Here is a 22,354-nt window from a genome sequence, read left to right as displayed (position 1 = left end):
TGTGGTCGATCGTGTCCGAAGCTGACGCTGTTCTGAAACATGTTCTAATTGCAAGGAGTGTGTGATGGTGGCGAACCCCCAGGGCTACGGAGGCAAGGTCCGCGACATCGACGTGGGCTCCGCGCCCAGCCGGTATGCCCGGGGATGGCACTGCCTCGGCCTCGCCGATTCCTTCCGTGACCCTCGACCGCATCCGGTCGAGGCGTTCGGGACCAAGCTTGTCGTCTGGGCCGACAGCACGGGCGAATTGCAGGTGCTCGACGCCTACTGCCGCCATCTCGGCGGAGACCTCGCGACGGGAAAGATCAAGGGCGACAACATCGCGTGCCCGTTCCACGACTGGAGTTGGGGCGGCGACGGCAAATGCAAGGACATCCCCTATGCGCGGCGAGTGCCGCCCTTGGCCCGGACGCGCTCGTGGCTCACCCTGGAACGCAACGGTCAGCTGTTCGTGTGGCACGACCATGAAGGCAATCCGCCCGCGCCGGGGGTGACGATCCCCCACGCCCCCGGCGCGTACATCGACCCCGCGGGCGGCAACCTCGACACCATGAATCCCGGGTGGACACCGTGGACCTGGCGCTCGATCCTCATCGAGGGCTCCCACTGCCGCGAGATCATCGACAACATCGTGGACATGGCGCACTTCTTCTACATCCACTACGCCTTCCCGACCTTCTTCAAGAACGTCTTCGAGGGCGAGGTCGCCACGCAGTACCTGCAGACCAAGGGACGCCCGGATGTGGCGACCGGCGCCAAGTACGGCGGCGACACCCTGCTGACCTCGCAGGCGTCCTACTTCGGGCCGTCGTACATGATCAACACGTTGCTCAACAACTACGGCGGGTTCGAGGTGAACAGTGTCCTGGTCAACTGCCACTACCCGGTCAGCCAGGACTCGTTCGTCCTGCAGTACGGCATCAGCCTCGAGAAGCCTCTCGGCCTGTCCGATGACGCGGCCGACCGCCTGGCCGCCAAGATGACCGAGGGCATCGCCGCGGGCTTCCTGCAGGACGTGGAGATCTGGAAGCACAAGACCAAGATCGAGAATCCGCTGCTGTGCGACGAGGACGGCCCGATCTACCAGCTGCGCCGCTGGTACGAGCAGTTCTACACCGATGTCGCCGCCGTCGACCCGAGGTCGCGGCAGCGTTTCGAATTCGAGGTCGACACCTCCCGGGCCAACGAGGTGTGGGAGGCCGAAGTGGCCGCGAACCTGCGCGAGTCCCGGGTGGCGGCCGGGTCCCCGGGCGGTGGGGGAGGACGTCCCGCCGGAGTGTGACGTTGTTCTCTGTGGCCGATCCGGTGCGGGCGGGATGCTCGGGGCACCGCCGATTCAGGAGACGCCATGGCAGACAACGCCCACCCCACAACGACTTTCGAACCCGCCGGTGACGACGACCTGGGAGTCGTGGTCGGCACCGATGGGTCCGAGATCTCGTATCAGGCGGTGGCCTGGGCCGCCGGCGAAGCGGATATGCGGGGGTGCCGGCTGCATATCGTCACCTCGTACGCGAACCCGATCGTGCCCGGGGCGATGGAGCTGGAACCCGGCGACCTGCGGGACCTGCGCGTGCAGGGGCAGCGGGTACTGGCAGACGCCGCGCGGATCGCCCGGCACACCGTGCCGGGCGAAAGCCTGCACATCAGCACCGAACTCATCTTCGACGACGTCACCACGGCCCTGCTCGAGCGTTCGCGCCGGGCACAAGTGCTGGTGGTCGGCAATCGGGGTCTCGGCGCGGTCCGGCGGGCGGTGCTGGGGTCGGTGAGCTCCGTGGTGGCGCGGCAGTCGCACTGCCCGGTGGCCATCGTGCACGGCGTTTCGGAAACCGAGCCGGAATCGGTGTCGAAGCCGGTGGTGGTCGGCGTCGACGGCTCGCCGAACAGCGAACCGGCCATCGAGTTCGGCTTCGCCGAGGCGTCGCGGCGCAAGGTCGATCTGATCGCGGTGCACGCGTGGAACGACACCACCGGCTTCGACGCGCCCGTGCTGGGCTGGGAGTCGATCCACCGGACCGAGGACGTGCTGCTGGGAGCGGCGCTGGCCGGGTACGCCACGCGCTACCCGGAGGTGACCGTGCACCGCGTCCTCGCGTGGGACACGCCCGCGCGGGTATTGCTCCACCATGCCGAGTCGGCCCAACTGGTGGTGGTCGGCAGCCACGGCCGCAGCGGGATCACAGGCATGCTGCTGGGCTCGGTGAGCACCGCGCTGCTGCACACCGCGCCGTGCCCGGTCGTGGTGGTCCGTCAGCCCTCGCGAAACCAGGCCGAAGAACCCGCGGGACGGTGACTTTCGGCCGTCACCGGCGGCCCGCGATCGGGCCATGCTGAAGCCAACAGCACGCGAATTCCGAGGAAGGACAAGTGATGTCGAGACACCCCGATCCCGATACCGTCCGCGCCGCCCTGGCGCTGGCGGTGCGGGCGCCGTCGGTGCACAACACCCAGCCGTGGCTGTGGCGGGTCGGGGACACCACGGTGCACCTGTACGCCGACGACAGCCGGCGCCTGCCCTACACCGATCCCGACAGTCGTGAGCTCGTCGTGAGTTGTGGTGCGGCACTGCACCATCTGCAGGTCGCGTTGCGCGCGTTCGGCTGGGAGCCGGTTGTGCACCGGTTCCCGAACCCCGCGGAACCGCGGCACCTCGCGTCGGTGGAGTTGCGGCCGGGCTCCGTCGACGAGGCGGCGGTCCGGGCGGCCCGCGCGATCGCGCAGCGACGCAGCGACCGCCGCCGCTTCACCTCGTGGGAGGTGCCGTCGGCGCAGGTGTCGGCGATCGCCGCCGCTGGTGCGGAGGCATCTGGAGTCCAGGTCCGCGAAGTCGACACGAACGGTGAGCACGCCCGCCTGCTGCGCGCCTTCGTCGACGCGGCGACCGCGCACCGCGGTGATCCGGCCTACAGCGCCGAACTGGCGCGGTGGAGCGGGCATCACGCCGACCCGCAAGGCGTTCCCGCGCGCAACGCGGTCGCGTCCTCGGACCCGACCGTGCGGCCGTTCGGCGACCCGCGCCTGCCCGAGGCGGTGGTTCGTGACACCGACGAGGAGGCGCGCATGCTGCTGGTGTGCACCGCCGCCGACGACCTGAACGCCTGGCTGGGCGCCGGCGAGGCGGCCGGCGCGGTGCTGCTCGAAGCCACGGTGCGCGGACTGGCGACCTGCGTGCTGAGTGAACCGCTCGAGATCACCGGAGTGCGGTCGAGGATCCGCCACGATCTGCTGGGTGATTTCGGGTATCCGCAGCTGATCATTCGCATGGGCTGGGCGGCGACCAGCGCCGTTCCGGTACCGGCCACACCCCGGCTGCCCTTGCACGACGTGGTGCGGCCGCTCGAGCCCGCGATCTCGTCCGGCGAGAGCTGAGCACCCGCGACCGGACATGGAAACAGGAGAGATCATCATGACCGATAACACTGTCCCGCAGGCGGATCCGAATCCCGCGATCGTCGTCGCGGTGGACGGATCGGCCGTCTCGTACCAGGCCGTGGCGTGGGCGGCGCTCGACGCCGCGCGGCACGGTTGCCCGTTACGGATCGTCACCTCGATCTGTGCGCCGGTCGGGCCGTCGCCGACCGTGGCGCTCAGCGCCGAGGACATGGCGTGGCTGGAATCGGAAGGCGAGCGGGTAGTCGGCGAGGCGACCCGGATCGCGTCGGAGACGCTGCCCGGCGAAGGCGTTCCGATGTCGTCGGAGGTCACGACCGAGCCGATCATCACGCATCTGATCGCGCTCTCACGGCACGCCCGCCTGATGGTGCTCGGCAGCCGCGGGCTCGGAGCGCTGCGGCGCGGACTGCTCGGCTCGGTCACCACCGCGGTGACCCACCACGCGCACTGCCCGGTCGCGGTGATCCATTCGACCGCGGCGGCGGACCCGATCTCGGCCCGGCAGCCGGTGCTCGTCGGTGTGGACGGAACCGCGAACAGTGTCGCCGCGCTCGAGCTGGCGTTCCAGGAGGCGTCGCTGCGCAAGACCGGCCTGACCGCCGTACACGCCTGGAGCGATGTCAGCGGACCCTACATGCCGATGGCGGGCTGGGAGACGCTCCAGGAGCAGGAGCACGCGACCTTCGCCGAGGAGATGGCCGGATACGCCGAGCGCTACCCCGATGTCCCGGTCCGGCGAATCCTGGTGAAGGACAGGCCGGTTCGGTCACTGGTGGACGAAGCCGAGCACGCGCAGCTGGTGGTGGTCGGCAGCCACGGTCGCGGCGGGTTCCTCGGCATGCTGCTGGGCTCCACCAGCAATGCTCTGCTGCACGCGGTGGACTGCCCGATCATCGTCGTGCGCGGCGAGTGATCCGGCCGCGGCGGACGCGCCGTCAACCCTGTGCGGGGTCGGCGGCGCACCCGCCGTGTGGTCCGGTCACGGCAACGGCACGGCCCAGCGCAGCAGCGTCCCCGCGCCGTCGGGGTTGCTGCCGAAGGTGAACGTGCCGCCCAGCTGTTCGGCACGGCGGGCCAGGTTCTGCAGACCGCTGGGGGTGATGTCGGCGGGTATGCCGCGGCCGTCGTCGGCGATCAGCACGGTGAGATCGTCGGAGACGTCGATGGTCACCGCGACCGTCTCGGCGTGCGCGTGCCGGACCGCGTTGGAGACCGCTTCGCGCACAACGGCTTCGGCGTGATCGGCCAGTTCGGCCGCCACCACCGACAGCGGTCCGGAGATGCGCAACGAGGTGCGCAGTCCGGTGTCGGTGGTGTGCTTGCGGATGACGTCCTCGATCCGCTGCCGCAGCCGGGTGCTGCCCTCGGCGCCGCCGTGCAGGTCGAAGATGGAGGTGCGGATCTCCTGCACCACATCCTGGAGATCGTTGATGACGTCGGAGATCCGTTCCCGGATCTCGGCGGACCGGGCGCGGGCCACGGTGCCCTGCAGGCTCAGCCCGGCCGCGAACAGTCGCTGGATGACATGATCGTGCAGATCCCGGGCGATGCGGTCGCGGTCGGTGAGCACATCGAGTTCGCGCATCCGCTGCTGCGCTTCCGACAGCTGGATGGCCAGGGCGGCCTGACCGGTGAATGCCGCTGCCAGCCCCTGCAATTCGTCCGAGAACGGGGGCGCGCCGACCGGGCGGACCATGACCAGCACGCCGAAGGTCGAGTCCTGCGCGTTGAGCGGCAGGACCAGCGACGGACCGGCGTCGAGTTCGGTGTCGAGGCCGATATCCTCGCCGACGTCCGGGCAGTGGGGCAGGCCCTGGCGGAACGCCCGCCCGACCGCGGTCCCCGACGTCCGGGCGAATCCGCTGTGGGTCTTGCCGTCCGGCCCGGAACAATGGCTGATCCGCAGCCCCGCCACCGCGTCGGGGTCGCTGTCGGGTTCGTCGTCGACCGCCAGGAACGCCCAGGCCGATTCGGTCAGGGTGCGCGCGTGCACGACGACGTGCGCGAGGACTTCCTCTGGATCGGTTCCGGCCAGGAATTCGGTGGCGATATCGCGCGTCGCCTCGATCCAGGCCTGCCGGCTGCGACTGGATTGGTACAACCGCGCGTTGTCGATGGCGGTGCCCGCGGCCGCGGCGAGCGCCTGCACGATCACCTCGTCGTCCTCGGTGAACGGCTGCCCGCCGGCCTTCTCGGTCAGGTACAGGTTGCCGAAGACCTCGTCGCGGATGCGCACCGGTACGCCGAGGAAGGTGCGCATCGCTGGGTGGTTGGCCGGAAAGCCCACCGACGACGGATGATCGGCGATGTTGTCCAGCCGGATCGTCTTGGGCTGGGTGATCAGCAGCCCGAGCACGCCGCGGCCCTCGGGCAGTTCGCCGATCTCGGCGCGGGTCGCCTCGTCGATGCCCTCGTAGATGAACTGCTCGAGCGGATCCTGTCCGTGCTGGTCCTGCCCGCGCACGCCCAGGGCCCCGTAGCGGGCGTCGACGAGGCTGATGGCGGTGTGCACGATGGTGCGCAGGGTCTGGTCGAGATCGAGCCCCGAGGTGACCGCGAGCATGGCCTCGACCAGACCGTCCATGCGGTCGCGGGCATCGATGATCAACTCGACGCGGTCCTTGACCTCCACCAGTAATTCCCGCAGCCGGAGCTGGGAGAGGGTATCGCGCACCGAGTAGGAGCCGTCCGGGGGCTCAACGGTCATATCGTCTTCCTGTACGTGAGGGATCCGCGCACGATTTGTCCGTTACGGCCTGCCCCGATTCTAGGTCGGTGCCGATTCTAGTTCGGGGCGCCGCGTGTTCCGTGCATCGACGGTCGAGACTCGATCACCGCCCGGAACGCATGGACAGCGCGTGCTCGGTCCCGCGCGGACCCGCCTGGATCACTTCCCGGTACGTAGCCGTCAACGGTCACGGCTGGGCCTCTCGGGCCTCGAAAATGCCTGCCGCGGTGAGAATATCGCTGAAGTCCGCGCCGAGCAGCAGCCGCCGCAGCGGTGCGGACTGCCGCGCCTGCTCCACCGACGGTGCTGCGGGGGCCGTGTTTGCCATGTGTCGAGCGTGCTCGCGCGGGCGAGATTCGGTGAGAGGACTCGTACCCGCGTCGGTCGGGACCATGGTCCCCGGCATCGCCGTCAGCCCGCCGCGGCGGCGGGCTGATCCAGTCCCGACAGCGCCCCGGCGAGCATGCGGCGCATCTCTTCGGCCGAGGACGCCAACTCGGGCCGGGTCAGGACCTGGACCAGGAGGGTCGGATCGACGGCCTCGACCAGAACGCCGGTAACCTCGGCGCGGATCACCACGGTGCAGGGCATCAGCAGCCCGGCCTCCCGATCGGTCGCCAAGGCCAGACCCGCGAGCTGGGGGTTGCAGACGCCGAGGATCAGATACTCCTCGATGTGCTCACCGGTCCGCTCCCGCAGCGACGCCTGCACGTCGAATTCGGTGACGACGCCGAATCCACGCTCTCGCAACGCTGTTCGGGTTCGATCCACCGCGTCGGAGAAGGTGGTGGCCAGGTGCACCGTGATGGCCGGGGCGGGCGCCACCGGGATCCGGATCTCGGTGATCAGCAGCCGGGGATCGCTCACCTCGTCCGGCCCCACGAGGTACGCCTCGGTCGGCGGTCCGACCGGACGATAACCGGCCTGCCGCAGCCACTCCCGCAGGGCGCGGTAGGCCGCGTCGATATCGCCGTAGCCGCCGCGATGGCTGGTGCGGGCCACCAGGATCGGCGACTGGATCACCAATTCCGCCCCGGAACTCGGTCCGAGCGCGGGGGCCGCTTCGATCGGAAGCCCGAAGTCGACGACGATGGCGTCCTCGGCGGGCAGCTCCCGATGGAAGGTGATCGTCGGCGCACCGTTCGCGGTCAGTCCCGCCTTCCCGGCGACCTCGCTCAGCCGGTCCATCCCGCTGACGATGCCCTCGCTCAACAGGTCCGGCCGGATCTCCAACGGGATGCGCAGGACCGCCTGCGGCGCTGTCTCGCACACGGTGACCCGGTATTCCATCGCACGCCTCCTTCGATTGCCGTATCACCAGCCTGCGCACGGGCCGGTCGGGGTTCCAGAGGAGAAGGTCCCGGCGGGGCGGGAACAAGTCGATGACCTGACCGTGTCGAGCGTCCCGGGCACGGGGCCACCGTCACAGCCGTTCGTCGGCGGCGAGGACGAAGTAGTTCTCCTCCTCCTGCAGGAAGTGCAGGCGCAGGACGGCGTGCAGCCCGTAGAGGCACGCGAGCAGATCGTCGATCTGGTCGGGATCGAAACCATCACGCGCCCGCGCCAATTCGAGGTGCGTGCCGATTCTCGTGGTCAATCGCTGGATCTCGGCGTGCGCCCGGCTCATGGTCGCCGTCGCCTCGGATCCGCCGAGCGGCCCGGCCAGCGCGGGGTAGAGCTTCGTCTCCTCGGCTCGCTCGTGCGGCAGCAGATCCTCGACCAGGAAGCGGTGCGCGGCTTCGAGCGCCTTCAGCGCTTCGGCGTCGGGGCGGTCCGCGATCCGGTCGGCCACCGCCCGCAATGTGGCGAGCGTGTCGCGCAGGGTGTCGTGTTCGGCGGCGAAATGCCGTAGCAGTTCATCGGTGTCGACCGGCACGGCGCGCCCGCTCGCGGGGCCGGGGCGCAGGGCCCGCAACGCGTTCAGGATCACGGCGACGTCGATCGCCTCCTGGAGCAGCGCGCCCGCCGCGGGCGGCAGCCATCCGCCGGCCGCGACGACCATGGCCAGCAATGACAGTCCCATCCCGACGGTCGCGCTCTGCACCGCGATGCGCCGCGAGCGGCGCGCGATGTCCATGGCATCGGCGAGCCGGTCCAGCCGGTCGGTGGTGAGGACGATGTCGGCGGCCTCCGACGACGCGGTGGATCCGCGCGCGCCCATGGCCACGCCGACCGTGGCGGCGGCCAGGGCCGGGGCGTCGTTGATCCCGTCGCCGACCATCACGGTCACGTGCCGGTCGCTCTCCCGCCGGACCGCCTCGACCTTGTCGGCCGGACTCTGGTTCGCGTACACCTCGTCCAGGCCCAGCACGGTGGCGACCTCCCGCGCGGGTTCGGGGCGATCACCGGTCAGCATGACGAGCCGGTTCAGTCCCGCCTCACGCAGCCGCCGCAGCGTGCGGGGCGCGTGGCGCCGCAACGGGTCCCGCAGCAGCACGGCCCCGAGCGGGTCGTCGTCGACGGTGATCCAGGCGATCGCGGCGGAGTCTAGTCGTGCGCGATTCATGACCGGCCGGGCCCAATCCGGAACGGCCGCGGTGTCGGGCAGCTTGCCGACCTGCACGCGGCGGCCGTCGACCATGCCGCTCACACCGTGGCCCGCCCGTTCGGAAACCTCGGTGGCGACCTCGAGTCGCAGGCCCCGCGCCAGCGCCTCGGTGACGATAGCCGCGGCCAGTACATGCGGCGAGAGCTGATCGACTGAGGCGGCCAGCCGCAGCAGCCACGTCGGATCGGTGCCGGGGGCGGCGGCCACCTCCGTGACGACGGGCCGCCCGGCGGTGACGGTTCCGGTCTTGTCCATCACCAGAGTGGTGGCGCGGCCGAGGTTCTCCAACGCTCCACCGCCGCGGACGACGACGCCGACGCGGGAGGCGCGGGACAGTCCCGACACGATCGCGACCGGCGCGGCCAGCAACAACGGACAGGGCGTGGCGACCACCAGTACCGCCACCGCGCGGGTGGGCGAACCACTGAACCAGTAGGCCGCCGCGGCGACGGCCAAGGTCAGTGGGAGGAACCACGCGGCGTAGCGGTCGGCCAGACGGACGGTGGGCGCGGTGTCGGCCCCCGCCTCCCGGGCCAGTCGTACGATGCCGGCGTAGGTGCTCTCCTCGGCGGTCGCCGTGGCCCGCATCTCGAATACCGCACCGGCGTTGAGCACGCCGCTGCGGACCGGTTCCCCGGCGGCCCGTTCGACCTGCAACGGTTCCCCCGTCAAGGCCGATTCGTCCAGCACCGCAACCGAATCCAGGATCCTGCCGTCGGTCGGCACCACCTCTCCGGCGGCGATGACCAGGATGTCACCCGCGGCGATCTCGTCGAGGTCGACGACCCGCACCACCGCTCCGCGCCGGCGCCGCGCCGATCGCGGGGCCCGTTCGAGCAGCGCTCGCAGATCCCGCGTCGCCCGGCGGTCGGCCGCCGCGTCGAGTGCGTGCCCGCCGCTGAGCATGACCGCGATCAATGCCCCGGCGAGGTATTCGTGCACCCACAGGGTGCCGGCCAGCGACAGCACCGCGATGAGATCGACGCCCGCCCGCCCGCGCCGCAGTGCCGAGACCACCCACCACAGCGCGGGCACGATGGCGACCACCGTGCCCGCGGCCCACCACCATTCCGCGACCGTGATCGCGCCGGCCACCCGGGCGATCACACCCGCCAGCAGCGGCACGATGGTGCCGACCAGCAGCAACGCGCTCGCGACACCGGTGTACCGCTCCCACCGATGCCGGTCTCGTGAATCGGGCACCGGAATGCTCCCTTCCCGCCGGATCGTGTTCCTCTGAAGTGCACCGCACGAATGCGGCGCACCACAGGGCCACAGTCCCTCGGACGGACTGCCTTTGGACCCGCAGCCGGTGATCTATGGGTACGCGGCGGTTCGCTGGCTTCCGCGGAGCGGTCCTGCCGAACGGACTCGGCGCTCGATAGGCGCCCGGTGTCGGAAGGACGCCCGAGATGGGACCTTCGGCCCTGTGGGGCCGACGGGTATCGGTGATGACATTGATCCGGGGAAACGCATCGTGCCAAGGGGACGTGAGGAAGGGTTGTCAGTTCATGCGCGCGTACGAGGCTCGATCGGTCCAGCGCTTGTGGCCGGAGGGATCCGGCCCGCGGGCGTGCCGGTTGTCCGGGGCTTTCGCGTGAACGGGCACGCCGAGCGTTCGTTCGGTCCCCGCGCGACCGTGGCCATGGGGCGGGACGAGGCGCTGCGGCTGCTGGCGAGCGTGCCGTTCGGGCGGGTGATCTTCACCCGGGACGCGCTGCCCGCCGTGCGGCCGGTGAATCACCTGGTCGACGATGGCGAGATCGTCATCGTGCGGACCCGGCTCACCTCGCGGCTCACCTCGACGGTGCGCGCGGACGAGAATGTCGTCGTGGCCTACGAAGCCGACGACATCGATCCCGTCGAACAACTCGGTTGGTCCGTGGTGGTGACGGGCATCGCCCGACCGGTGACCGATCCCGAACGCGTCGCCCGCTACGAGGAGATGCTGCAGCCGTGGGTGGACGGGATGATGGATTCCATCGTCGCCATCGAGCCGACGCTGGTGACCGGGGTGCGGCTCGTGGCGAAGAAGGCGGGATAGCCGCGTCACGGCCGGCTCACGCGAAGGGGTCGTCGATCTCCCATTCGCTGTCCTCGTCCCCGTCGACATCGGTCTCGTCGCTGTCGGGCTCTAGGGACCGAATGCCTGTCCCGGCTGTGCGGAAGTCCCCGGCGCGGCGCGGGTTCCGGCGGCGAAACGTGCTGCGCGACTCCGTGATCGGTGATCGGCGCGGCGGGTCGAGGACCAAAGACCCTGTAGCTGAGGACTTGCCGCCGCTGCGGCTACCGGGCAGTGCCCCGCATGATTGGCAGGTCGATCCCCGGGGCCAGGGGTGGTTCCAGGAGCGAGGCGTGGGTGGGCCGCACGCCGGATTGCGCTGTACACCGGTCGAATCGAATCTCCGCCGCGACGTGACACCTGCAGTCACGGGAGACGGTGATCGGACCCGCGCTGCCGGAGACGCCCTTCCGATCGCCTTCGCTGCGTAATCGCTCCGGCGCCGGGGGTCGGCTTTCGCGAACGCGGCCGCACTCACCACGACGCCGAACGCCGCGCCCCGATCAGCGGGCGCGGCGTTCGGGCGCGATGTCGATCTAGACCGGATGGGGGTGGTCGCCGCGCAGCTTGGAGGCGTAGACGGCGGCCTGGGTGCGGCGTTCCATACCGAGCTTGGCGAGCAGCCGGGAGACGTAGTTCTTGACGGTCTTCTCGGCGAGGAACATGCGCTCGGCGATCTGGCGGTTGGTCAGGCCCTCGCCGAGCAGGTCGAGGAGCTTGCGTTCCTGTTCGGTGAGCCCGGCGAGCGGGCCGTCGGTCTGCGTGCTGCGGCGCAGCCGGTCCATGAGGGCGGCGGCGGCGCGATTGTCCAGCAGTGAGCGGCCGGCCCCGATCTCCTTGATGGCCTTGGCCAATTCCATGCCCTTGATGTCCTTGACGACATACCCGCTGGCCCCGGCCAGGATGGCGTCCATCATGGCCTGCTCGTCGGTGAACGAGGTGAGGATCAGGCAGCGCAACCCGTCCAGCCGGGAGAGCAGATCGCGGCACAGCTCGATGCCGTTGCCGTCGGGCAGCCGCACGTCGAGCACCGCGACATCGGGGTTGAGCGCGGGAATCCGGGCCAGGGCCTGGGCGGTGTCGGAGGCCTCGCCGACGACGGTGATGTCGGGGTCGCTCTCGAGCAAGTCGACGAGCCCCCGGCGGACGATCTCGTGGTCGTCCACGAGAAAAACGGTGGTCATGGCCGGTTCCCATCTTCTTGGGTGGTCAAGTCAACGATAGCCCGCGGGGCCCGCGGCCCGGAAACGCCGGAACTCATTCCGATACCGCGGTGGTGGATGCGGCGAGGGTCAGGATCTGCGTGAGCGGCAGTCGCGGCGTGCGGGGTCGCCGCCGTTCGGCGACGGGGACGCTCCCGATCCGGACGAGGACCTGCGGCTGTTCGCCGCGGCCCGTGAGTGCCCGGATCATGGCCCGGCTGCGCGGCAGTTCGGTGACATGGGTCAGCGGGCAGGTGTGATAGCCGGCGACCGTGCACTCGAGCAGAAGCGTCGACAGCGCCTCGCCGCAGCGCAGGAATTCGACCGCGCTGTCGTCGCCGGAGAGGACCACGACGACCGATCGGTCCTCGTCGATCTCGGTGCGGCGCGATTCGCCCCCGACGGCGGGCAGGACCCGGCCGACCTCGACGCGCTCCCGCTCCTCGGTGGAGATCCGAGCGTCCGGAGGGATGCCCTCCGCTGCCAGTGAATGCCCTGCCCACCACTGCAATTCGGCCTGATAGCTGGAATCGTAACGGCGCACCGCGGCGGTGAGCCGCGACGCCTGGGCCAGCTCGGAGCGCGCCTCGGGCGGCAGCACGGTGATCACCGCGTCGCGCGGGTCGACGACCACCGGCAGCACCGGTTCGAAGTCGCGCCAGTCGTTCGGCGCGCTGAAAGGCAGCCGGTCGGTGTAGCGAACCTCGATGGCGGCCGCGCGATCCCGGTCGGCGTCGGTGACGATGCGCGCGGGCTCGAAAGTGACCGTCGCCAGGTGTTCGTGGCGGGTGGGATTCGGGAAGTAGGCGACCCGGGTCTGCCATCCGGCCGCGGCGAGCGCGGCTCGCAGGTGGCCCAGGGCCAGACCGCAGCTGATCAGCAGCTGTCGTCCGGAGGCGTCGGTGGCTGGCAGCATGCGCTCGCGGACCGAGTACAGGTGCAGGGCGGCGCCGTCGAAGACCCAGCGCCAGGGCTGGCTGTTGTGCAGCGAGGGCGCTCGACCGGACAGCCGGACGGCCTGCTCGATCGTGTCGCCGCTGGGTAGTGGGCTCATGGACTCACGCTAGGACGCGCGCGGTCCTGGCCGCAGGGGCCATTGGTCCTCGGTGCGGTGCTACAGGACCCTTGGCGACACGCCGGGCGCGACGCACGCTGAAGTGGTGGACGAGCACACTCAGGCCACGCCGCTGATCGATGCGCGGCGTCATGATGCGGTGATCTTCGATATGGACGGCGTGGTGACCGACAGCGCTTCGGTCCACGCGGCGGCGTGGAAGGAGACGTTCGACGAGTTCCTGGCGCACCGTGCCGTGGCGCCCGGCGAGGATCGGTCGCCGTTCACCGCCGACGACTATCTGCGGTGGGTCGACGGCGTTCCTCGATATCAGGGGGTCACCAATTTCCTTGCCGCCCGGGGTATCTCACTGCCCTCTGGGGAACCTGGCGACGGTGAGGACGCGGGGACCGTCTGTGCGCTGGGCAACCGCAAGGACCGGCTGTTCCTGGATCGGCTCACCCGTGACGGGGCGCCCGCGTTCGCGAGCACGGTGGCGTTGGTGCGCCGCTTGCAGACCGCGGGACTCGGCGTCGCGATCTTCTCCGCCAGCCGCAACTGCGCCGAGGTCCTGCGCGCGGCGGGCATCGGTGATCTGTTCGGGGTGCGCGTGGACGGGATCGACGCCGACGAGCTGGGATTGGCGGGCAAACCCGATCCCGCGATGCTGCTCGAGGCCGCGCGCCGGCTCGGGGCCGAACCGGCGCGGACCATTGTGGTGGAGGACGCGGAGTCCGGTGTGGCCGCCGGGCGGGCGGGCGGTTTCGGCCTGGTGATCGGCGTCGATCGGGGCGGGCACGAGGACCGGCTGGCCGAACACGGCGCCGATGTCGTGGTCGCCGACCTCGGGCAGGTGGGGCTGCGCAACGGTTTCCGGCGGATGTCGGAGCTGCCCGAGGCCGCCGCGGCTCGCCTGGGCGACCTGCTCGATACCGAGAAGGCCTCGGTGCTGCTCGATTTCGACGGCACGCTCTCGGCCATCGTGCCCGACCCGGCCGCCGCGACCCTGGTCGACGGCGCGGCCGCGGCCCTGACGCGACTGGCGGCGCGATGCCCGGTGGCCATCGTGAGCGGGCGCGAACTGGCGGATCTGCGCGATCGGGTGGGCGTGGACGGACTCTGGTACGCCGGGTGTCACGGATTCGAGCTGCTGGCCCCGGACGGAACGACGTATGTGCACGACGCGGCGCCGGGTGCGGAGGCGGCTCTGGCCGCGGCGGCGGCGGAGCTCGAGCGGGCGCTCGGCGACGTCCCCGGGATTCTGGTGGAGCACAAGCGGTTCGCCGTCGCGGTGCACTACCGGCGCGTGCCGTCGGAACGGGTGCCCGCGGTGACCGCCGCGGTCCACGCACAAGCCCACGACCGGGGCCTGCGGGTGACGGGCGGGCGCAAGGTCGTGGAGCTGCGACCGGACGTGGACTGGGACAAGGGAACCGCGCTGCACTGGATCCTGGGCCACCTCACCACGTCCACCCTGCCGATCTACGTCGGCGACGATCTCACCGACGAGGACGCCTTCGACTCCATCGAGGCCGAGGGACTGTCGGTGGTGGTCCGCCACGACGAGAACGGCGACCGCCGGACCGCCGCCCGGTTCGCGCTGTCCGGCCCGCAGGGCGTGCGCGCGTTCCTCGACGACCTGGCCAGGCTGTTCGACGCCGAATCGACCGGGGCGGTGTCGGATTCGTGGGTGCTCGCCTTCGACGGCTACGACCCGGCGCACGAGCGGCTGCGGGAGGCGTTGTGCACGGTCGGCAACGGCTACCTCGCCACCCGCGGCGCGGCGCCCGACCGCGCGGCGGGCGAGCACCACTATCCGGGCACGTATGTCGCGGGGACCTACAACCGGCTCGTCGACCAGGTCGCCGGGCGTACCGTCGACAACGAGAGCCTGGTGAACCTGCCCAACTGGCTGCCGGTGACCTTCCGCGTCGGCGACGGCGACTGGTTCGACATCGACTCCGTCGAATTGCTGTCCTATCGGCAGGAATTCGATCTGCGCCGGGCCGTCCTGTCGCGGCGCTTCCGTTTCCGCGACGCCACCGGGCGGATCATCCGGGTGCGGCAGCGTCGCTTCGCGGCCATGCACGCCCCGCACCTGTGCGCGCTGGAGACCGAGGTGACCGCCGAGAACTGGTCGGGCACCGTGATCTTCCGCTCGACGGTGGACGGTGGCGTCCGCAACGAACTGGTGGCCCGGTATCGCGACCTGTCGGGCGATCATCTCGCGCCGGTGTCGGCGCGTGAACTGTCGCCCGAATCGGTGGTGCTGGTCGTGCGCACCGGGCAGTCGGGGATTCCGGTGGCGACCGCCGCGCGCGGAACCCTGCACCGTGACGGGGTGAAACTGTGCCCCGCAACCGAACTCGTCGAGTCGGAGAGCTCGATCGGACACGACCACGGCGTCGCGCTGGCCGAGGGGGACAGCGTCGTGCTGGAGAAGATCGCGGCCGTGGTCACCGGTCGCGACCACGCCGTCTCGGCCCCGGACGACGAGGCCGCGCGGTCGTTGCGCGCGGCCGGCGGTTTCGCGGATCTGCTCGAATCCCATACGGCCGCCTGGGAACACCTGTGGGATCGGCTGCGCATCGACCTCGACGGCGGTGACCGGGCGACCCGCGTGATCCGGCTGCACCTGCTGCATCTGGTGCAGACCCTGTCACCGCACACCGCCGATCTCGATGTCGGCGTCCCCGCGCGCGGCCTGCACGGCGAGGCATACCGCGGGCACGTCTTCTGGGACGAGCTGTTCGTCTACCCCGTCCTGAACCCGCGCTTCCCGCGCCTGGCACGCGGGCTGCTGCGCTACCGCTACCGGCGACTGCCCGAGGCGCGCCGCGCCGCCGCCGCGGCCGGTCAGCGCGGCGCGATGTTCCCGTGGCAGTCGGGCTCCGACGGTCGCGAGGAGAGCCAGTTGATGCACCTGAATCCGCTGTCGGGGCACTGGAATCCGGATCCGAGCCCGCGCGCCCATCACATCGGCAGCGCGATCGCCTACACCGTGTGGCAGTACTACCAGGCGACCGGAGACCTCGAATTCCTCACCGACCACGGGGCCGAGCTGCTGGTCGAGATCGCCCGATACTGGGCGAGCCTGGCCGATTACGATCCCCGCCACGATCGCTATCACCTGCGCGGTGTCATCGGGCCCGACGAATTCCACACCGGCTCGCCCACCGCGCCGGGGACCGGTGTCGACGACAACGCCTACACGAACGTGATGGCGGTCTGGACGCTGGTGCGCGCACAGGAAGCCCTGGCGCGGCTGACGCCGCGAGCGCGCGCGGAACTGCTGGAGTCACTGCGCGTCTCGCCGCGCGAACTCGCCCGGTGGGAGCACGTGAGCCGCCGCATGTTCGTACCGTTCCACGACGGCGTCATCAGCCAGTTCGGCGGCTACGAGTCGCTGGCCGAACTCGATTGGGACGGCTATCGGCAGCGCTACGGCGAGATCCAGCGACTGGATCGCATCCTCGAGGCCGAGGGCGACGACGTCAACCGCTACCGGGCCGCCAAACAGGCCGACGTGCTGATGCTGTTCTATCTGCTCTCCGCCGACGAACTGCGGGACGTGCTCGAGCGGCTCGGATACGAGCTGCCGGGGGAGATGATTCCGCGGACCATCGACTACTACCTGGCCCGGACCTCGCACGGCTCCACACTGAGCGCGCTGGTCCACGCCTGGGTGCTGGCCCGCGCGCACCGGGCGCAGGCGATGGAGTTCTTCGACCGGGTGCTCGACTCCGATGTCGCCGACATCCAGGGCGGCACCACGGAGGAGGGAATTCACCTGGGAGCCATGGCCGGAAGCATCGACCTGGTGCAGCGCTGCTTCACCGGGATGGAGATCCGATCCGATCGGCTGATCTTCAACCCGTGCTGGCCGTCGGAGCTGGGGGAGTTGCGCTATTCGATCATCTATCGGGGGCATCGGCTGGCGATCCGGATCAGCGCTCGCGCGCTGGAGGTCGCCGCGGATCCGGGCTGCGCCGATCCTGTGGAGATCGACTGTGACGGCGTCACCGAGATGCTGGCGGCGGGGGCCACCGTGCGGGTACCGCTGGACGCGCGGGTTTTCGTGGCGGGCCGCGATCAGGAACGCAGCTGACCGACGCCCCAGCGGACCAGCCCGACCGCGACCGCCAGATATTCGGCGAACGCGAGGTAGACCAGCACCGCGCCGTACATCCGCCCCCAGCCGGACAGATAGTCGGTGGCCGCGGGGATCGCGACGACCATGACCGAACCGAGAACCAGCGCCGCTATCGCTACGGCATGGGCGGGTGCGGGAGAATCCATGGTGACCAGCCTCGTCCCGGCGTGGGGCGGGCAGCAGGGTCGTTGTTCCCGACCCGGGAGTGACCAACGGCGGCCGAAGTCCCGTGTCGGTGATGGGAGCCGTCGCGCAGAGGCCTTTGGTCCCCGCTTCGAGGACGATCGCCCGCAGCAGCGGAAGCGGGGGCATTCCTACCGTGAGAGAACCAGCCCGGTTCGGGCGCCGTTGATTTCACCTCACCCGGAGGTCACGATGACAGAGCAGCAGTACGACGATCCGCATCGGCTGGCCTCCGCGCCCGTCGTGGTCGGCGTGGACGGCTCGGACGGCGCGGCGCGAGCGCTGCGGTGGGCGGTACGGTACGCCGCGCAGCATCGGCGGCGGCTGCACATCGTGCACGGGCTGGACCTGGTCGGCGTGAGCCGCGGCGTCGGAACCTACGCGGTCGCCACGCAGCCGCTGATCGACAGCGTCAAAGCGGCGGGCAGGGCGCTGGTGGCGCGCGCGGTGTCCGTCGCGGGCGAGTACGACCCGCAGGTCCCGCTCTCGGCGTCCATGTCGGGCGACACCGCGGCCCAATTGCTGATCGAGGACAGCGCGACCGCCTTCGCGGTGGTGATCGGCGCGTCCGGCACCGCCGGAACCCTCGCGCACCTGGGCTCGACTCTGCTGGCGGTCACCAGCCACGCGCGCGGCGCGGTCATCGTGGTGCGGCCGGACCCCGACACCGGCGAGGTGGTCCGGACCTCCGGACCGGTGGTGGTGGGTGTGGACGGCAGCCGGACCAGCGAGGCCGCCCTCGCCGCGGCGTTCGCCGAGGCCGCCGAGCGGCGCACCGGCCTGGTCGCGATGCATGCCTGGAGCGATTGGGACACCGGGCAGTTCGCCGGTGAGGTGACCTCGATGACCGGGAACCTCGACGATGTCGAGACGGCCGTGCTGGCCGAGCGGCTGGCGGGCTGGCAGGAGAAGTACCCGGACGTCGAGGTGACCCGGGAGGTCTGCACGGCCGGGCCAGGGGCCCAGCTCACCGAGCTGTCGAAGACCGCGCAACTGGTCGTGGTCGGCAACCGCGGCCGCGGCGGATTCACGGGCCTGCTCCTCGGATCCACCGCCCACCACCTGGTCCAGCACGCGCACTGCCCGGTGATGGTGGTGCACGCCGATACCGAGGAGACGAAGCGATGACGAGAACCATGCCTGGATCCGCGACCGGAATCCGGGACGACCTGGTCGATCTGGACGCGTGGTGGCGGGCGGCGAACTATCTGGCCGCCGGCCAGATCTACCTCATGGACAACCCGTTGTTGACGGAGAAGCTGCGGCCCGAACACATCAAGCCGCGCCTGATCGGGCACTGGGGCACCGTGCCCGGGGTGACACTCACCTACGCCCATCTCAATCGCGTCATCATGCGCACCGGGCAGGAGATGCTGTTCGTGCTCGGCCCCGGCCACGGCGCGGCGGCGCTCACCGCGGCGACCTGGCTCGAGGGCACCTACTCGCTGCGGCATCCGGAAGTGGGGCAGAACCTGGCCGGGATGCGGGAGTTGTTCCGGCAGTTCTCGTTCCCCGGCGGCGTGCCCAGTCACGCCTCGCCGCATCTGCCCGGCTCCATCCACGAAGGCGGTGAGCTGGGCTACTCGCTCGCGCACGCCACCGGTGCGGCCCTGGACCATCCGAATCTGGTGGTGGCCTGCATGATCGGCGACGGCGAGGCCGAGACCGCCGCGCTGGCCACCAGCTGGCACGGGTCGCTGTTCCTGGACCGCGTGACCGACGGGACCGTACTGCCGATCCTGCACCTCAACGGCTACAAGATCGCGAATCCGACACTGCTGGCGCGCATGTCGCGCGATGACCTCGACGCCATGCTCACCGCGCAGGGTTGGGAGCCCATGTACGTGGAGGGCTCCGATCCGGCCGAAGTGCACGAACGCTACGCGACCGTGCTCGACGAGGCGATGGAGCGCATCCGCGAGATCCGCGACGACGCCGAGCGCGGGCTGGGGCCGCGCGACCCGTGCCGCCCGATGATCGTGCTGGCGACCCCCAAGGGGTGGACCGGTCCGGCCGTGGTCGACGGCGTCCGTGTGGAAGGCACCTTCCGGGCCCACCAGGTACCGCTGGCAGGCGTCCGGGAGAACCCGGAACGCCTTGTGCAACTGGAGGACTGGCTGCGGTCCTACCGGCCCGAGGAGCTCTTCGACGCCGACGGTCGTCCGGTCGCCCGGATCGCGGACCTGCACCCGCGGCAGCTGCGCATGAGCGCGAACCGCGCGGCGCACGGGCACGACAGCGTCGACCTGCGGCTCCCGTGCCCGACCGACTACCGGGTCGAATTCGCCACGCCCGGAACAGAATCGGCCGAGGCCACCCGCGTACTCGGCGGCTACCTGCGGGACGCCCTGGTCGAGAATCCCCGCAATCTGCTGTTCTTCTCCCCGGACGAACACACCTCCAACCGCCTGGACGCCATCCTCGAGGTCACCGGCCGTCGCTGGCGCGAGCGGCGCGTCGTGGGCGACGACCGGCTGAGTCCCGACGGCCGCGTCTTCGAGGTGCTCTCGGAGCATCTGTGCCAGGGCTGGCTCGAGGGTTACCTGCTCACCGGACGCCACGGCGTCTTCTCCACCTACGAGGCGTTCGCGCACGTCATCGACTCGATGGTGGTGCAGCACGCGAAATGGCTGCACATGGCGGCCGACTTCGCCTGGCGTGAGCCCATTCCCAGCCTCAACTACCTGATCACCTCGCACGTGTGGCGGCAGGATCACAACGGGGCCTCCCATCAGGATCCCGGCTTCATCGACCACGTGCTCAGCAAACGGCCCGAGGTGAGCCGGGTGTATCTGCCGCCGGACGCCAACTGCCTGCTGCACGTCTTCGACCACTGCCTGCGGAGCCGGGGCCGGGTCAATGTCGTCGTCGCCGGCAAACAGCCCGCCCTGCAATACCTCGACGACGACGCGGCGCGCGTGCACTGCGAACGTGGACTGGGTGTCTGGCAGTGGGCGAGCACGGACTCCGGTCGCCCCGCCGAGGTCGTGCTGGCCTGCGCGGGCGATGTTCCCACCCAGGAGACCCTGGCCGCGGCCGCGCTGCTGCGGGACATGGTGCCGGACTTGGCGGTTCGCGTGGTCAATGTGGTGGACCTGGCCCGGCTGTTCCCGCCGGACCGTCACCCGCACGGCATCGCCGACGCGGACTATCGTGCCGTCTTCACCGACGCCCCGGTGATCTTCGCCTTCCACGGCTATCCCTGGCTCGTCCACCGCATCGCCTACCGTCGCCCGGGCCACGACCGCATGCACGTCCACGGTTTCACCGACAACGGCACCACCACCACACCGTTCAGCATGTGCGCGATGAACGGCATCGACCGCTTCACCCTCGCGGCCGCCGCCCTCGCCGAGGTGCCCCGCCTCGCCGACCGGCTCGCGTCCCTGACCGAGCGCTTGACCACGCAGCGCGAAGCCGCCGACGCCTACGCCCGCCGCCACGGCATCGACCCGCCCGAGATCGCCGACTGGCGCTGGCCCGCCGGAGGTACCGCGCCGAACCCGACCGCGGCGCACTGAACCTGTCGCCGGTGTGCACGATCGATGGGCTCCCGGCCCGCATCCTGCCGGTGCGTGCCGGGAAGTGACCCGGGAGGACCTTGGACCCTGTTCCGCGCCGCTCGCCGGATGATGGCATGGGCGTTGTCATTCGGCGGAATCGGCAAGAAGCGAGGGCATCTTCGATGAATACGACGCGAGTTCGATGAATACGACGCGAGTGGCGGCGGCGACGCCCGGGGTCGCGGTGGAGTCGCGTGGTCCGATCACCGCTGCCGAGAGGAGCCGGGCCGACCGTGTGGTCCGTCAGGTGCTGCGTCGCCACCACCTCGAGTCGCCCGCGAGTGTCCGGCTCACCAGGAACGGCAGTTTCGGGGCCACCACGGTGGCGCAGGTGAACGCGCGGTTCGACGGCACCCAGATTCGTGTACAGGCCGACGGTCCGGGCGGTTTCGCGCTCACCTTCGCCGCCGAGCGCCTCGACCGCCAACTCGACCGGCTCACCGGAAAAGCCGAGCCGCGGTGGGCACCCGATCCCGGCCGCGCGCCGCTGGCGGCCGTGAGCGGCGCGCGGCCCATCGTCCGGCGCAAGCAGTGCTGCCTCCAGGTCCTCGATCCGGTCGGCGCGGCGGCCGCCATGGACGCCATGGACTACGACGTCCTCCTGTTCACCGATGCCGAGACCGGCGAGGACGCGATCGTGCACTGGGCCGGTCCGCTGGGCGTCCGGATGGCCCGGCAACGGCGGATGCGTCCACCCGCCTCCGCCACCTGGCGGCCACTCACCATGAGCCCCCGCCCGACAAGGGAATTCACCGAAGCCGAGGCGGCGGCCCGGCTGTGCGCCTACGGCCTGCCGTTCCTGTTCTTCACCGACCCGTCCGACCGCCGCGGCCGCCTGCTGTACCGCCGCTACGACGGGGATCTGGGACTCGTTGCGGGACCGGACGTCTCGAGAGGGTGATATCCATGACCACCGCCCGTGCCTTCCTCACCGCCGCCGATTTCCTGTGGCTCGGCATGGTGCTGGCCATCTCGTTCATCGAAGCGCCGCTGAAGTTCCGCGCCCCGAACGTCACCCTGGCCATCGGGCTGGGCATCGGCCGCCTGGTCTTCCGCGCCCTCAACGGCGTCGAATCGCTGTTCGCCATCCTGATTCTCGCGGCGGTCTGGGCGGATCCGCCCGGATCGGCCACGACGGCCGCCGTGGCCGTGGCGATCGGCGCGCTGGCCATCCAGCTGCTCGCCGTGCGTCCCCGGCTGACCCGGCGCAGCGATGCCGTGCTCGCCGGCGCGGAGGGGCCGCGGTCGCGCAGCCACTATGCCTACGTCGGCCTGGAAGTGGTGAAGGCGGCCGCCCTGCTCACCGCGGGGGTGCTGGTCCTGAACGGCGCGGTACCGTGAGCCGGGAACACTTTTCGATCGCCATCGCGGTCGCATTCCTGTCGACCACAGGGCTCCTGGCCACACCGGCGAGCCACGATCGCGTCCGACCGTCCCAGTGGCGGCGGTGACAGCGCGGCGCTGG

At 70.5% G+C, this 22,354-nt stretch carries 17 protein-coding genes; 10 read left to right on the top strand and 7 right to left on the bottom strand.

Annotation, left to right across the window (positions count from 1 at the left end; genetic code table 11):
• The first annotated feature begins 64 nt into the window (after nt 1-64).
• From ACQPYY_RS19035 to ACQPYY_RS19020, 4 genes are all read left to right on the top strand, one after another.
• Nucleotides 65-1,282 carry a Rieske 2Fe-2S domain-containing protein gene (locus ACQPYY_RS19035; RefSeq protein WP_433590400.1) on the top strand — a complete coding sequence of 406 codons (1,218 nt, stop codon included), beginning with the start codon at nt 65-67 and terminating at the stop codon, nt 1,280-1,282.
• 66 nt (nt 1,283-1,348) lie between these two features.
• Nucleotides 1,349-2,296: a universal stress protein gene (locus ACQPYY_RS19030; RefSeq protein ID WP_433590399.1), complete on the top strand. Its 948-nt coding sequence runs from the start codon at nt 1,349-1,351 to the stop codon at nt 2,294-2,296.
• Between the two features lie 77 nt (nt 2,297-2,373).
• Nucleotides 2,374-3,372, top strand: a complete 999-nt coding sequence (locus tag ACQPYY_RS19025) for an Acg family FMN-binding oxidoreductase (protein ID WP_433590398.1) — start codon at nt 2,374-2,376, stop codon at nt 3,370-3,372.
• Nucleotides 3,373-3,409: 37 nt separating this feature from the next.
• The gene (locus tag ACQPYY_RS19020; RefSeq protein ID WP_433590397.1) at nt 3,410-4,309 is read left to right on the top strand and encodes a universal stress protein; all 900 of its coding nucleotides are present in this window, start codon (nt 3,410-3,412) and stop codon (nt 4,307-4,309) included.
• A 66-nt stretch (nt 4,310-4,375) separates the two neighbouring features.
• On the opposite strand, the gene ACQPYY_RS19015 is transcribed toward ACQPYY_RS19020, so the two are convergent.
• From ACQPYY_RS19015 to ACQPYY_RS19000, 4 genes are all read right to left on the bottom strand, one after another.
• A complete protein-coding gene (locus tag ACQPYY_RS19015; RefSeq protein WP_433590396.1) occupies nt 4,376-6,103 on the bottom strand; it encodes a GAF domain-containing sensor histidine kinase in 1,728 nt (575 codons plus the stop codon).
• A 208-nt stretch (nt 6,104-6,311) separates the two neighbouring features.
• Complete coding sequence (locus tag ACQPYY_RS19010) at nt 6,312-6,452, bottom strand: hypothetical protein (protein ID WP_433590395.1); 141 nt, start codon at nt 6,450-6,452, stop codon at nt 6,312-6,314.
• Nucleotides 6,453-6,535: 83 nt separating this feature from the next.
• Nucleotides 6,536-7,414: a DUF302 domain-containing protein gene (locus tag ACQPYY_RS19005; RefSeq protein ID WP_433590394.1), complete on the bottom strand. Its 879-nt coding sequence runs from the start codon at nt 7,412-7,414 to the stop codon at nt 6,536-6,538.
• Between the two features lie 133 nt (nt 7,415-7,547).
• Nucleotides 7,548-9,875 (bottom strand): heavy metal translocating P-type ATPase, encoded by a 2,328-nt coding sequence (locus tag ACQPYY_RS19000; RefSeq protein WP_433590393.1) that lies wholly within the window; start codon nt 9,873-9,875, stop codon nt 7,548-7,550.
• A gap of 442 nt (nt 9,876-10,317) precedes the next feature.
• On the opposite strand from ACQPYY_RS19000, the gene ACQPYY_RS18995 reads away from it, so the two are divergent.
• Entirely contained in the window at nt 10,318-10,716 is a 399-nt protein-coding gene (locus ACQPYY_RS18995) for a pyridoxamine 5'-phosphate oxidase family protein (RefSeq protein ID WP_379107220.1), read from the top strand.
• 554 nt (nt 10,717-11,270) lie between these two features.
• Here ACQPYY_RS18995 and ACQPYY_RS18990 read toward each other — a convergent pair.
• Nucleotides 11,271-11,918, bottom strand: coding sequence for a response regulator (locus tag ACQPYY_RS18990; RefSeq protein ID WP_379107027.1), 648 nt, complete (start codon nt 11,916-11,918; stop codon nt 11,271-11,273).
• Between the two features lie 73 nt (nt 11,919-11,991).
• On the bottom strand, nt 11,992-12,990 hold the full coding sequence (locus tag ACQPYY_RS18985; protein ID WP_433590392.1) for an Acg family FMN-binding oxidoreductase: 999 nt from the start codon (nt 12,988-12,990) through the stop codon (nt 11,992-11,994).
• A 106-nt stretch (nt 12,991-13,096) separates the two neighbouring features.
• Between ACQPYY_RS18985 and otsB the strand changes: the two genes are divergently transcribed.
• On the top strand, nt 13,097-17,098 hold the full coding sequence (otsB, locus tag ACQPYY_RS18980; RefSeq protein ID WP_433590391.1) for a trehalose-phosphatase: 4,002 nt from the start codon (nt 13,097-13,099) through the stop codon (nt 17,096-17,098).
• Here otsB and ACQPYY_RS18975 read toward each other — a convergent pair.
• Nucleotides 17,083-17,289, bottom strand: coding sequence for a hypothetical protein (locus ACQPYY_RS18975; protein ID WP_433590390.1), 207 nt, complete (start codon nt 17,287-17,289; stop codon nt 17,083-17,085). The two genes, otsB and ACQPYY_RS18975, sit on opposite strands and share 16 nt — an antisense overlap.
• Nucleotides 17,290-17,518: 229 nt before the next feature.
• On the opposite strand from ACQPYY_RS18975, the gene ACQPYY_RS18970 reads away from it, so the two are divergent.
• The 4 genes from ACQPYY_RS18970 to ACQPYY_RS18955 all read left to right on the top strand — a co-directional run bounded on the left by ACQPYY_RS18970 (nt 17,519) and on the right by ACQPYY_RS18955 (nt 22,230).
• Nucleotides 17,519-18,454: a universal stress protein gene (locus tag ACQPYY_RS18970; protein ID WP_379107020.1), complete on the top strand. Its 936-nt coding sequence runs from the start codon at nt 17,519-17,521 to the stop codon at nt 18,452-18,454.
• Complete coding sequence (locus ACQPYY_RS18965; RefSeq protein WP_433590389.1) at nt 18,451-20,847, top strand: phosphoketolase family protein; 2,397 nt, start codon at nt 18,451-18,453, stop codon at nt 20,845-20,847. The genes ACQPYY_RS18970 and ACQPYY_RS18965 overlap by 4 nt, the downstream gene beginning before the upstream one ends.
• A 184-nt stretch (nt 20,848-21,031) precedes the next feature.
• Entirely contained in the window at nt 21,032-21,790 is a 759-nt protein-coding gene (locus ACQPYY_RS18960; RefSeq protein WP_379107016.1) for a sigma 54 modulation/S30EA ribosomal C-terminal domain-containing protein, read from the top strand.
• Between the two features lie 5 nt (nt 21,791-21,795).
• Nucleotides 21,796-22,230 carry a hypothetical protein gene (locus ACQPYY_RS18955; protein ID WP_433590388.1) on the top strand — a complete coding sequence of 145 codons (435 nt, stop codon included), beginning with the start codon at nt 21,796-21,798 and terminating at the stop codon, nt 22,228-22,230.
• Nucleotides 22,231-22,354: the final 124 nt, after the last annotated feature.

This window comes from Nocardia sp. CA-145437, assembly GCF_050956485.1.
In the GTDB taxonomy this organism is placed as follows: Bacteria; Actinomycetota; Actinomycetes; order Mycobacteriales; family Mycobacteriaceae; genus Nocardia.
This window is presented reverse-complemented; position numbering and strand designations above follow the sequence as displayed.